A 13,750-nucleotide genomic window follows, 5' to 3' on the forward strand; every position below is an offset into this window, starting at 1 on the left:
GCCGATGGTACTGCTACACCAAGTGGGAGAGTAGGTCGCCGCCTTTCTTACGAAAGCCCCTTCACATGTTGTGAAGGGGCTTTTTTTATGGGGTATACTTAGTAGGAAAGTGGTAATAGGTTGATCTTAATTGCCCCCTCACCATAAAACTTCTTTCTTCTTTATATATTATTGGGTCGCACAAAGTGCTTTTTTCTTATTTTTAACTAAAGTGTATTGAATACAATTCAATTTATACTTAGTTTTAAAGAAGAACAGACAACCAATGAATATAAATTTTGAATTAACCCCAAAGGACTTACTGGGTAAGTGCAATAACCTTTGGACATACTCCTCCCACAAGATTAAAAGCATGCATGCAGGATTACAGGGAAAGAAAGGTTCCCCTGTAGTTACTGTAAATGGTGTTTATGAGCCTAGAAGTTGGACAGATTGGACACAAGGGTTTCAGTATGGGTCCGAACTGTTTCAGTTTGATGCCACTGGCGATAGTTTCTTTCTCAATATTGCTATAGATAATATTAAGAACCAAATGACTTCACATGTAAGCCATTTTGGAGTTCATGACCATGGGTTCAATAATCTTAGTACTTATGGTAATTTATTACGACTACTAAATGAAGGAAAGGTAGATAAGAATGATTGGCTTAAAAATTATTGTCAGTTAGCATTAAAATTATCTGCATCAGTACAGGCCCAAAGATGGACCCACCTTCCGGATGGGGGGTTTATTTATTCCTTTAACGGACCGCATTCCTTGTTTGTTGATACGATAAGGACCATTCGAATATTAGTGGTGGGGAGAATGTTGGGACACGAATCCTCTTCGGAAAACGATGTTCATATCAACTTGTTGGAGCGTGCTTGTCTGCATGGTCTGGCAACTGCAAAATATTCCATATTTTATGGTGAAGGTAGAGATGAGTATGATGAGTGGGGTAGAACGGCGCATGAGGCTATATTTAATACCAATGATGGGAATTTTAGGTCCCCTTCCACGCAACAGGGATATAGCGGTTACTCTACTTGGACAAGGGGTCTGAGTTGGGCAATGCTCGGTTTTGCAGAGCAATTGGAGTTTTTGCAGAGTGTTGGTCAATTGGCAGAGCTCGAAGATATTGGGGGTAAGGACCTAATTATGGAAACGTATCTCAAGGCGGCCAAGGCCACTTGTGATTTTTATATTAAAAATACGGCTAAGGATGGAATTCCGTATTGGGATACAGGTGCTCCGGGTCTTTCTAATTTGAATGATTGGCAAAATGAGAATTCCCAGCCTTTTAATAAATATGAACCTGTTGATAGTTCTGCGGCAGCTATTGGAGCTCAGGGTCTCCTGCGGTTGGGCAACTATTTGAAGGATATAGATAAAGAGAATTCAAAAAGATATATTTCCGCAGGCTTAACAGTTGCCAACACCTTGTTTGACAAGCCTTTTTTGAGCTCTGATACGGGTCATCAAGGTTTATTGCTGCATACCATTTATCATAGGCCCAATGGCTGGGATCACATTCCCGAAGGTAGTAAAATTCCTAATGGAGAGGCGTGTATGTGGGGAGATTATCATGCTAGAGAGTTGGCTTATTATATTCAAGGAATGGCCACTGAATCATATTATTACACTTTTTACAAGGATATTATTTAAATGGCACAAAAAATAACAAGAATAGCCCAGCTCAAGACTACAAAAGACTTCCTTGAACATGCAGAAAGAATAAAGGCAGAACTTCCATTTAAAGAGACATTAGCCTCAAGCGGAACGTCTTCCTTGGGAGCATCAATAAAGACAGCTACAGGATTCAACATAGGCAATAGATTCTGTATCCTTCCTATGGAAGGTTGGGACGGAACCAAAGATGGACTACCTACCGATCATACTAGAAGAAGATGGCACAACTTTGCCATTAGTGGAGCCAAATTGTTATGGGGATGTGAAGCAGTCGCGGTTAGGCCAGACGGAAGGGCAAACCCTCATCAGTTAATAATAAACTCTCAAAATCTTCCGGCATTTAAAGAACTCTACAAAAATCTTCGCAATGACCATCGGGAAAAATTTGGTGATGATTCGGATTTGGTTATCGGATTGCAACTAACCCACTCGGGTAGGTTTTCAGTTCCTAATGAAGATAGGACCAGACAGCCCTGGACTTTGTATGATCACTCCATTTTGAATGACAAATTCAATTTGTCCAAAAACCATCTTCCTATGACGGATGATGAAATTGAAAACCTGATTCAAGATTTTATAAAGGCGGCACAATTAGCCAAGGAAGCCGGTTTCCAATTTGTAGATATTAAACATTGTCATGGATATTTGGGACACGAGTTTTTAAGTGCTAAAACAAGGAAGGGTAAATACGGTGGATCTTTGCAAAATCGACTTCGATTTTTAAGGAGTATAGTAGAAGGCATTAAAGAAACCTCTAATATTCCAGTTGGTGTGCGGTTAAGCGCTTTTGATTTCATTCCCTTTGAGAAGGATAAAGAAAATATTGGAATTCCTAAAACGGTTGAAGGTACCTATGAAGAAGGCTTTGGAGTTAATGGGGACGGTACCTACATTGACCTTACCGAGGTATTCGAGTTACTGGAAGAGTTTGAAAAAATGGGTATTGAAATGGTCTGTATTACCGCCGGAAGCCCTTATTATACCCCACACATCACTCGGCCGGCTATATTTCCGCCTTCCGATGGCTATTTACCGCCGGAAGATCCTTTGGTTGGTGTGGCCAGACAAATTAAAGTCACCGCAGAACTAAAGAAGAAATTCCCCAATATGGTAATCATCGGCTCTGCCTATTCTTATTTACAGGAATGGTTGCCTAATGTAGCCGAGGCGGTTATTGATAATGGCATGGCAGATTTTATAGGCCTGGGGAGAATGGTTCTTAGCTACCCTAATATGCCCGAGGATATTCTACAGGGAAAAACTTTGGTTAGAGGCAAAATTTGTAGAACATTTTCTGATTGCACAACTGCTCCAAGAAATGCAATGATATCCGGATGTTATCCGTTGGATGCCTATTATAAGAAAATGCCCGAAGCTCAAACTTTAAAGGAAATTAAAAAAGAAGTAAGGTTATGAGCAGAAATGTCCTGATTACAGGAGGTTCTCGTGGAATTGGCTTGGGTATAGCCAAAGAACTTGCCAAAAATGGATATCATTTGGCAATCAATGGGGTTAGGGAAGAACATTCCGTAATTGAAGTATTGGAAGATTTACGGCAATTTGGAAGCAAAATTATTTACTGCCAGGGCGATATTTCATCAAATGAAGATCGAATAAAAATTCTGCAACAAATAAAGAAAGATTTGGGTGTATTGCATGTGCTAATAAATAATGCAGGTGTTGCCCCGAGGGAGCGAAAAGATATTTTAGAAATGTCTGTTGATAGTTATGATCGTGTGATGGACATCAACCTTAAGGGCCCTTTTTTTCTTACTCAAGAAGTAGCAAATCAAATGCTGCAGAGTAAAAAAGAGAGGTCGGGTTTTAAGAGCTGTATCGTTAATGTGTCTTCTGTAAGCGCCCATACTGCTTCCATATTTCGTGGAGAATATTGCATGTCCAAGGCAGGCATGAGCATGATGACCAAATTGTTTGCAGTGCGATTAGGAAGGGAAGGTATTCCAGTTTATGAAGTGCAACCCGGGGTAATAGAGACGGATATGACCGCTGCTGTTTTGGAGAAATACCAACGAATGGTACAAGAAGGATTCACATTGATTCCTAGATTGGGTAGACCAGAGGATGTGGCTATAGCTGTAAAGGCTTTAGTAGAAGGTACTATTCCATACGCTACTGGGGAAACGATAAAAATTGATGGAGGAATGTCTATACGAACGCTATAAATATGGTTACTAAACGTAAACGACCACTTTTGATCTTGGATATTCTGGCGGGCTTGCTCTTTGTAGGCTCCTTTACGCCGTTGGTCATTCCCATGGGTAAAACGGAGCCAAACTTTTTGGGCATGCCCTATACGATGTGGATGGGTTTTTTGGTGAGTGTACTTTTCGTGCTATTGGCCTATGGTGTTTCTAGAATTCAAAAAAGAAACGACCATGCTGACTAATTTTTTAATTGCCAGTGCCATCTATTTGGTGGTCTTGATTTTCTTGGTAAGAAGAACCCGGATCAAGGATAAAACTACTTCCAACTATTTATTGGGAGGAGGAAATATTGGTTTTGTTATGGGGCTTTTTACTACGGCCGCTACCCTGTTCAGTGCTTTTACAGTAGTTGGTATGCCAGACTTCTTTAGGACTCATGGCGTTGGAGCATGGATATTTTTAGCGGTATCTGATACCATGATGGTTTACGGACTGATACGCGTGGGAGAGATTTTGAGGAAAAAAGCAAGACATCTTGATTTTAAGGGGATGTCAGGGTTAATGGTCTCTACTTACGGTTCGAAATTTGCGGGTTATGTGGCTTTTGGGGGTGCAGTCGTCTTTTTGATTCCTTATATAGCGGTTCAAATAAGTGGCATATCCATTTTTTTGAATGCAGCATTTCCTGATGTGGTGCCTGTTTGGGTATGGAGTCTTTCCATTGTCGCTGTGATGATAATATATAGTGAAACCGGTGGTTTGCGGGCTATAATGTATAACGATACGCTACAGGGAATCATGCTTTTTTTTACTATCTGGATTGTAGGTTATAATTGTATTGAGCATTTTGGAAGTATCGAAGCGATGTTCGAAAAAGTAGCGAGTGTGAACCAAGAACTTTTGTCCGTTCCCGGACCTAAAGGATTGTTTTCACCCCAGTTTTTTATTATTTCGGCTTTGGCAATTATTTGCCTTCCATTTACACAACCCCAGATTTCAACACGTGTTGTCATAATGAAAAGCAGCTCTTCCTTACGTAAAATGGCTATTGGATTAGGTGTGGTGGCTATATTGGTAATTCTTCCTACCTTATTTATGGGTATGTACGGAGCAGTACTATATCCTGAGGCTTCAACGCAAGATTTTATAGGTCATGTTTTGCTTTACGACCAAGCGGCCGGAATCGCAGCTTTAGGGCTTATTGGATTGGTGGCAGCCGCTATATCTACCTCGGATTCCCAAATTTTTGCATTGGGTAGTGAACTAAGGTCACTTATACACATAGAAGACAAAAAGGCCATATCGATTACTAGGGTTTTTATCGTGGTATTTGGCGTCTTGGCGTTGATTTTTAGTATTGTAAGTACAGAACATTTAGTTTTGTTGGCCCGTACCAGCTTTACGGGTACTGCGATGATGGCGCCCATGATTCTAACGGGTATCCTCAGTTCCAAAAAGCTGTCTCTTCTGATGCCAATATCCACCTTTGCGGCATTGTTATTCTTTGTTTTTTCCAAGTTGGGATGGTTGCCCAGTTCAGTTTTAGGTCTTCAAATCGAACTTGTTCTATTTGGTATTTTGGTTTTGGCGGTAGTTCTTGAAAATTTGGTATTTGGTAAAAAGTTCGCCCCTAAATAAAAAACAACCCTCGGTCGAAACCGAAGGTTGTCCTCACTATTAACTAACTACTCATGTGTAGATGAGTGTTTTTCTAAATTCCTTTGGAATTTAATATCCAGAATTTTGAACTAGATTAGGATTGTTCTGCATCTCCGATGTTGGAATCGGGAATAACAATTCGCGTTCTGATAATGCTTTATTGGGTAAATACGTATAAGTATGACCTACAAAATCTTCCAGCATATTGGTAACAGGGTTATATGCTTTTCTCCATCGGGCCATGTCAAACCAGGTCTTGTTCTCAAAGCTTAGTTCATGAATCCTTTCAATACGAACGGCTTCTCTAAAGGTGTCTTGAGTTAAACCGGCCAAGTCCGGAACTTCCGCACGTTGTCTAACTAAGTTTACAGCCTCGTAAGCATCGGCACTTGGGCCTGAACCGGCTTCATTGGAAGCTTCGGCATACATCAAAAGCACATCGGCATAGCGGTAGATACACCAATTTAAATCAGATTGCGCCGATTCTTCATTGGCTGCAATATCAAAGTGTTTGAATAAATAGGGAGCTCCCAGATTGATACTGTCATTTCTATCCGCCTCTAAAGAATAACTCCTGAAATAGAATTCCTTTTCGTCCGCTCTTTTGTCACCATCCTCATAGGAATCCGCAAATTCGTTGGTAGAGAAAATTCCACCGGTTTGAGCAGAGTATGCAGAAATACCCAGGTTATAAGGCAAAATACCCGGTTGCCAGTTACCGGACTGGATGTTGGCAGCGAATTGAGTCATAAATATGTATTCTCCAGTATTCTTTGTTGCTGGATTATGAAGGTCATCGTAGGAATCGAAAAGCGAAAATACACCGGAATCGATTACTTCTTTCGCCTTATTTGCAGCGAGCTGATAGTTCTCAGTCTGTTGCAATGGATAGCCAGCCATTGTTAGATAGACATCGGCTAATAGTGTTTTGACCGCTCCCATGGATACCCTTCCAGATTCATCCCTCCAAGGTAAGGTAGAGTTTTCCGCCTCGGTAAGGTCGGCCACGATTAAATCGTAAACAGCTTCAGCAGTTGCTTGTTCTGGATACAGATTTTCCGATGTTAAATCAACTGAGCTTGTTATAATAGGAATATTGCCGAACATTCTTACCAGACCAAAGTAATAATAAGCCCTAAAGAATTTAGCTTCTGCCAGATAGTTCTGTTTTTCCGCCTCATCCATATTAATTTCCGGAATTTTCTCAATGGCCAAATTAGCTCTGGAGATTCCTGTATAGTATTCGTTCCAAAAGCTATTTCCGTAGCCATTATCAGAAGTATTGATCAAATCTTTGACCAAATAGATATTAGTGGCTTGTCCTAAAGCGGTATTGGCCAAACCAGTGGCAAATTCTAACATCATCCATGTGCCTCCTCCAAAGCCACTGCTGGTAATAGGAACCAATGGTTCATAAATACCGTTTACAGCACTTTCGGCATGTTCAGCCTTGGTAAAATAGGTGTCACTGGTGAAGTTAGACTCGTCTTCTTCATCTAAAAAGTCACTACAGGCCACAAAGCTGGAAACAGCGGTAAGTACGGCCATAGTTTTTATGAGATTGCTATAAATTTTCATTGTTTTTTCTTTTAATAAATTATAGTCCAACATTTAGTCCTACCATAAATGTTCTTGGTCTTGGATAATCATATAGAGAAAATCCTTGGTCAAAGGCACCACCTCCATTGGAACTTTCTGGGTCGTAACCAGGAAATTTGGTAGATACAAAAAAGTTCTGAACAGATGTGTAAAGTCTTAGACGGTTAAGGTGCAGGCGCTTCACTAACTCGGGTTCAAAAACGTACGACAACATTAGGTTTCTACCTCTTAAGAAAGAAGCATCCTTTAGTTTGCCAGAGTCATTATTGGTATCGTACCCAGCGGCAATTGGTCTTATTTGTGCAATGTCCGTGTCTTGATTGTCCGGCGTCCACGCATTCAGAACGGTAGCGAAGCTATTGGCTATGGTCTGGCGATCTTCCGCAGAGTGCTCATCCCTATACATAATACTGTTACCATATTGGAATTGAAGGTCTACCAATAATTCCAAGTTACCATATCTAAAAGTATTGGAGAACGTACCAAAGCCATCCGGAATACCTTTGCCAATAATGGCCCGATCTTCACTATTGATTGCGCCGTCGTTATTCAGGTCACGATATTTGATATCACCAGGTAAACGGTCATAAATAGCCGCTTGGTCTGCTTCATCGGTATTCCAAGTTCCCTCATCAATATACCCAAAGAATGTACTTAATGATTCACCCTCACGTATTAGAGTAGACCCTAAGAAAATATCGGAACCACCGGAAAGGGCAATCACTTCATTTTTGTTGATTGAAATATTAAAATTAGTATTCCATCCAAATAGTTCGTTGTCCACATTTATGGTATTCAAGTTGATTTCAATACCCTTGTTTTCCATACTTCCAACGTTTCTAAAGACGTTACTAAACCCGCTGGTTGATGGTACAGGTGCGTTTAAAAGCATGTCCGTAGTCAGTTTTCTGTACAAATCAAGTTCAAGAGCTATCCTATTTTGAAATAGTCCCAATTCAAGTCCGGCATCAACTTGCTCCGTACGTTCCCATTTTAGGTCTGGATTGGCCATACGTTCTGGAATGGTATAGGAAGCCCGATCGCCGCTAAAAATTACGGTGCCATTGGTTAAACCGGCCAATGCTCGGTAGGCTGGAATCTCCGAGTTTCCGGTGGCCCCATAACTTGCCCTGACCTTAAGATTGGATATGGTCTCATTTTGAGATAGGAAATCTTCACCTGAAACCCTCCATGCCAACGCTGCCGATGGAAAGAAAGCAAATTGGTTCTCCGGACCAAACTTTGAGGAACCGTCTGCCCTTCCGGTAAGGGTCAATAAATATTTGTTTTTATAATTATAGTTTACCCTTCCAAAGTAGGAATTAAGGCCGTAGGCTATCTTTTCGGAGGTAGGTGTCTGCGGGTTAGATCCTGCTCCCAGATTATTGAATCCGTAAAAATCATCTGCAAAACCTCTGGTTGAGGCAAGTGCAGTAAATTCGTCAATATGCTGCCAAGAAAGCCCTAGCATTGCCGTTAGGGAATTATCGGCATTAAAGTCCTTATTATAGGTTAGGTAATTTTCAAACTGCCAAGAGTTATATCTGCTATTTTCAACATGGGCGGCACCATCGGGTCTTGCAATGTAGCGCAGCTCCCTTCCCCCATAGTAATCATTTCTTTGATTGATAATATTGGTGCCAACAGTGGTTCTTAACTGTAAGTTTTTGTGAAGGGAAATATTACTGTAAAAATTTCCCAATACGGTCTGTGTCTTTAAAAAATACCTACGATCGTTAGCAACCGCCACGGGGCTACCCCCACCTTCCATACCTGGGTAGTCAATATTTGAGCCCCATGAACCGTCTTCGTAGCGTACTGGAATGATAGGCAAAGCCTCGAATACTTGGCGCATGGTGGTAATGCCACCACCTCCTAGTTGGTCAATTTGTTTTTCATTCTGGTCGTTGTAGCTCAAACTACCACCAACTTTTAGCCAGTCGGTAACTTCGGTATCCAAGGTAAATCTGCCTGAATATCTCTTCAACCAAGATTCTACGATAAGACCTTCTTCATCTCTAAAACCCATGAACAGACCATAATTGCCTTTTTGGGTTCCTCCGGTAAAGGAAAGCTGGTGGTTTTGGGTAAAGGAAGTTCTTATGGCTTCGTCCTGCCAATCAGTATCGTAAAGAGGATTTCCTTCCGAATCGAATAACCTTGGGTCCGTTCTTTTGGTGGTTGGGTCTGTATAAGCACCACCAGCCCAACCCGCTGGATCGTATTTTTCGGCATTGGCGTAGGCAATCTCTTCCACTCTTAAGAATTCTTCAGAATTCAATAAGTCTAACTTTTTAGGAAGTGTACCAATGCTAAAATCTACATCGTAATTTAAACGGGTAGACCCAGTTGAAGTACCTCTTTTAGTAGTGACCAAGATAACACCGTTGGCCCCTCTAGCGCCATAAATTGCCGTAGCTGAAGCATCTTTCAATACTTCAATACTTTCAATGTCATTAGGGTTCATATAGTCGATGGGGGTACTGCCGTTAGGGAGATCTACAGCATTTAAGATAACGCCATCGATTACATAAAGGGGCGTATTTGCGATACTTACGGAAGTATTACCACGAATACGAACCACCGTTCTACCACCTGGTCTACCAGATCCCGAGGTAATGTTGACACCGGCTACTTTACCGGCCATTGCCTGGTTTAAGGAAGCCGCAGGTCTTTCTGCCAGTTCTTCTGACTTGACAGAACCAACAGCTCCTGTCAAATCACTTTTCTTTTGGGTTCCATAACCAATGACCACTACTTCATCTAAGTGTGCGGCATCTTCTTGTAATGATACATTTATGGATGGTTGTCCGTCCAAGGCTATTTCTTGACTGGCAAAACCAATATAGGATATCACTAAGGTGGCGTTGGCCGTGCTGATTTCCAGCTCAAAATTTCCGTCAAAATCTGTTTGGGTTCCGTTGGAGGTTCCCTTTTCGATAACGCTTGCGCCGGGGAGTGGCTGACCGTTATTGTCAAGAACGGTACCCGTAATGGTACTTTCTTGATAAAGAACGGAGGTCTCCGAACTCTTTTTCTTGCTCATGGAGGCCACGTTCAAAGACGGGGAGTTTCCATAAGAGGCAGTACACAGGGCCAATGTATATAGGCTCAGGTAATGCTTTTTTAATAGTAGTCTCTTCATAATGTTTAGGATTGAGTTAAATGACTTTGTCAAATAATAATGACAATCCCAAAGTTATATTCGTACACTACCTGAGTCTACCTCTTACATTGCAAATAGTTCTATTTTTTTATCATTGAATTGTAGGAATGTTAAAATATGAATGACAAAAAAGTGTTGTTCGTAAAAATTTAAACTAAAAATTAAGGCATTATTTAAATGGATGTTCTTTTAACAATTCGTCAGATGTATAGAATCCTTGTTTATCCTTTATCTTTTCCCGAACTTTTTTAACCATATCGGGAGTGATTACGGATGCTTCATTACCAAATGAGTTTCTAACAAATGTTAGTACAGAAGCCACTTCTTCATCATTGAGCATACCTCCGAATGGCGTCATAGGAACCTGTCCCGGAAATTTTTTTCCGTTTACCTCAATAGGTCCTATCATTCCTTTAAGTGTCAGTTTTATCAACCTGTCCTGGTTGCCGGTTACCCATTCTGATGCCGCTAAAGGAGGGAAACCTGAACTTTCCAAGCCTTTACCATCTGGTTGATGGCAAGTGGCACAAAATCCTTCACGTTCGTAAATCTCTTGACCTGCTAGCAACAGTTCCAACTCCTTACCTTTTAAACTGGTTTCAATGGTTTCCTTTGGTTCTTCGCCTAAGTTATGATCGTTTAAGTGGGCTAATGCCGCCTCATAGGGTCTTTTCATCCACTGGTCCAATCCTTTTTTACCGGCCTCGGTCACAATAGGAATTCCATCTTCCTTATCCATCCATGAGGCAGCAACAAGAGTAGCCAAACGTACCCTAGGATGGTCATCTTTTGCAGATTGCATTAATAATTTGGCTTTGTTGGGTACTTGGTTTCCACTAAATCTTAAAACGCCAACAGCTGCTGCCCTTGCTTTAAAATCGTCGGCCTCTAATAGAGTCTCCAACAGATTTTGGTCAATATCGTTCAAGCCCCAAGTAACCCAAAGGGCCTCTAAAAGATGATGCTCATATTTTTCATTTTCTTTATCAAGCTTGCTCACCCATTCTCCTAATTTGGTAAGCACTTCGTTTTTATCCCTAGCCCTCAATTCCCTTCGGGTTCTATATCTTGTCCTGTATTCTGGAAGTTTAAGATTTTCCAAAAGTTCTTCTATAGTGGCGCCATCAACCTTGGCAGGAGTAACCAAAGGTTTGGACGGATAGGTCACACGGTATACCCTACCGTGAGCATGATCTCTAAGTGGATCACGGGCATTGTGTTGCATGTGCCCAATGAGTACATTGCTCCAGTCAATAAAGTACAGTGAGCCATCTGGGGCAAACTCCATATCCACCGGTCTAAAATTCTTATCGTCGGAGAAAACCAAGTCCTGTCTGTGCTTGCTTAAATAACCAGCCGAATTAGGGTCATCAACCATGGTGTGTTGTTTGGTTCCCAAGAAACCTATGGTGTTGTTGATCAAAAGGTCTCCTTGAATATTCTCTGGAAAATGACTGCTGGAAACAAACTCTAAACCGGAAGTTGGCCGTACCCTATGCTTGTCCTCAATCAGGTTTTGAGGGTTAGGTGAGGCTTGGCCATATCTAGGTAAGATCGCCCCGGGCATCATCCAAGTCATATCTGGACCACTGGTGTGTGCAAAAAAGTATTGACCCCAGTCATCAAATGCTATACCCCAAGGGTTGGGGATGGACAATTGTGCCGTTCTTTCCAGACGATGTTGTTGGGGACTATAGCGATAAAAACCACCGTTAGTAGCCCTGACCGGGCCGTATGCGGTTTCTACATTTGTGTGTAGAAAAACTCCTTCTCCCATGTAAATGGCCCCGGACGGATCCGTTGTAAACGCGCTGATAGCGTGATGGGTGTCATGATCATCAAAACCGCTAAGGATAACTTCGGTTTCATCTGCTTTGTCATCACCGTCCGTATCTTTTAGAAGTACCAAATTGGTGCCTTGGGATACATAAACCCCCTCCGGGGCAAATTCAAAACCGATGGTCAAGTGTAGTCCATCTGCAAAAACCGTTTGTTTGTCCGCTTTATTGTCACCATTCGTATCTTCAAGGATCAAAAGTTTATCATCCGGTTTGGAATCTCCTGGTTTATAATGGGGGTAGCTGGGCATGACTCCTACCCAAAGCCTTCCTTTGTTGTCAAAGGAAATTTGGACAGGATTGGCCAAATCTGGAAAATCTTGCTCAGAGGCAAACATTTCTACCTTATAACCGGGAGCTACATTAATTTTGGCGAGGGCATCATCCCCATATAGATATTCAGGGGTCCCATTTTTATCGCTTACCTTGTAATTGGTTTCCACTGGAGGAAGTTCCCTGGTCTTGGAATCGGCTGCTGCCAAATCCATTTTTTTGCCATTAAGTGCCTGCCAAATAGCAGTGTCCCTAATAGCGGTCATTTGCTTTATTTTCTCAATTTCATAGGGATAATTATCGGGACCAAAGGGGTCATAACGTCTACCATAGGCATGAACCCCGTTTGGAATCTTAAAATCATTATGCCAGAACCAGTTTTTTTCGTTGACAGCATCCTGTACTAATTTTTTATTGCTATTGGAAGCTTTGTCCGCTCCAAAAATTTCATCGACCAATAAATTAGCCAATTTTTTATAACCAAAATCATTTAATTGAAATCCGTCATTTGTAATATGTTGTTCTGCCGTAGCTATCCAATTTTTACTTGGCTCAAAAGCGTCTACAAACAATACACTATCTTGGGCGGCGACCTCTCTCATGGCATCCGTGTACAGCTTTAGGTTTTTGTTTTCATCTACGCCATTAGGGAGGTCCATTTCATCCGATAAATCTTCAAAAGCAATGGGGGATACCAGGGCTAGTTGAGGTGCGCTTCTGCCATTGTATTTTTGATTTTTGGTATGCTCAATAAAAGCTTGTAATTCCTTCTTGTAATTCTCCAACCCATCTGGGCCGTTAAAAGATTCACTGTATCCAAAAAATGCAATGATAACATCAGCTTCCAGCTCCGTTAGCCATTCATCTTCGGTTGGAAAATGTCCCACACTATTGGAATTGTTCGAAAGTTCGTTTTGGTGGAATTTTTCCGCACCTGGGAATGCCCAAGGCGATTTTCTGGAAGAATGCGGTCTAAAACCTGGGGTATTACCCCCATCTCCCATATTTCTAATGAATAGGGAGTCATGTGGGTAACGCAATTGCATTTCTGTTTCAAAATGACCAAAATGGATCATTCTTGATGCAAGGTTGTTTCCTATTAAGACAATGTGAGAGTTGGGTTCAATTTCAAGCCTAGGACCTTTGTCTGTTTCGCAACTTTGCAAAAAAACAAGGGTCAACACTAAAATTGGGAGTAATCTCGCGGTAAGGAATCTACTTAAAATTTTCATTATTGTTCGGTAACGGTAAAGAGGTTAGAATTAGATTTTTGGTTAGTTTGGTTTCGTTCAATAATGCGGTTTTCGATTAAACTAGGTGCTGTGCTGGACTTGAATTGAAGTATTCTTAAAATCGATAAATTTTCAAACGTTATAGTTGT

At 41.3% G+C, this 13,750-nt stretch carries 8 protein-coding genes; 5 read left to right on the forward strand and 3 right to left on the reverse strand.

Annotated features, from left to right (window positions below; genetic code table 11):
* Positions 1–265 precede the first annotated feature (265 nt).
* Genes BIZ36_RS08205 through BIZ36_RS08225 form a run of 5 tightly spaced genes read left to right on the forward strand, consistent with a single transcriptional unit; the run spans position 266 to position 5,472 of the window.
* A complete protein-coding gene (locus tag BIZ36_RS08205) occupies positions 266–1,645 on the forward strand; it encodes a glycoside hydrolase family 88 protein (RefSeq protein WP_187457408.1) in 1,380 nt (459 codons plus the stop codon).
* Positions 1,646–3,085: an oxidoreductase gene (locus BIZ36_RS08210; protein WP_187457409.1), complete on the forward strand. Its 1,440-nt coding sequence runs from the start codon at positions 1,646–1,648 to the stop codon at positions 3,083–3,085.
* Positions 3,082–3,852: a 3-ketoacyl-ACP reductase gene (locus BIZ36_RS08215; protein WP_187457410.1), complete on the forward strand. Its 771-nt coding sequence runs from the start codon at positions 3,082–3,084 to the stop codon at positions 3,850–3,852. Before BIZ36_RS08210 ends, BIZ36_RS08215 begins: the two co-directional genes overlap by 4 nt.
* A 2-nt stretch (positions 3,853–3,854) precedes the next feature.
* Positions 3,855–4,076 (forward strand): hypothetical protein, encoded by a 222-nt coding sequence (locus tag BIZ36_RS08220; protein ID WP_187457411.1) that lies wholly within the window; start codon positions 3,855–3,857, stop codon positions 4,074–4,076.
* Positions 4,066–5,472, forward strand: a complete 1,407-nt coding sequence (locus tag BIZ36_RS08225) for a sodium:solute symporter family protein (protein ID WP_187457412.1) — start codon at positions 4,066–4,068, stop codon at positions 5,470–5,472. The genes BIZ36_RS08220 and BIZ36_RS08225 overlap by 11 nt, the downstream gene beginning before the upstream one ends.
* 90 nt (positions 5,473–5,562) lie before the next feature.
* On the opposite strand, the gene BIZ36_RS08230 is transcribed toward BIZ36_RS08225, so the two are convergent.
* From BIZ36_RS08230 to BIZ36_RS08240, 3 genes are all read right to left on the reverse strand, one after another.
* Positions 5,563–7,071: a RagB/SusD family nutrient uptake outer membrane protein gene (locus BIZ36_RS08230; RefSeq protein ID WP_187457413.1), complete on the reverse strand. Its 1,509-nt coding sequence runs from the start codon at positions 7,069–7,071 to the stop codon at positions 5,563–5,565.
* 19 nt (positions 7,072–7,090) lie between these two features.
* Positions 7,091–10,237 carry a SusC/RagA family TonB-linked outer membrane protein gene (locus tag BIZ36_RS08235; RefSeq protein ID WP_187457414.1) on the reverse strand — a complete coding sequence of 1,049 codons (3,147 nt, stop codon included), beginning with the start codon at positions 10,235–10,237 and terminating at the stop codon, positions 7,091–7,093.
* A 190-nt stretch (positions 10,238–10,427) separates the two neighbouring features.
* Entirely contained in the window at positions 10,428–13,601 is a 3,174-nt protein-coding gene (locus BIZ36_RS08240) for a PVC-type heme-binding CxxCH protein (protein WP_187457415.1), read from the reverse strand.
* Positions 13,602–13,750: the final 149 nt, after the last annotated feature.

The sequence above is a fragment of the Cytophaga sp. FL35 genome, assembly GCF_014349235.1.
Lineage (GTDB): Bacteria > Bacteroidota > Bacteroidia > Flavobacteriales > Flavobacteriaceae > Euzebyella.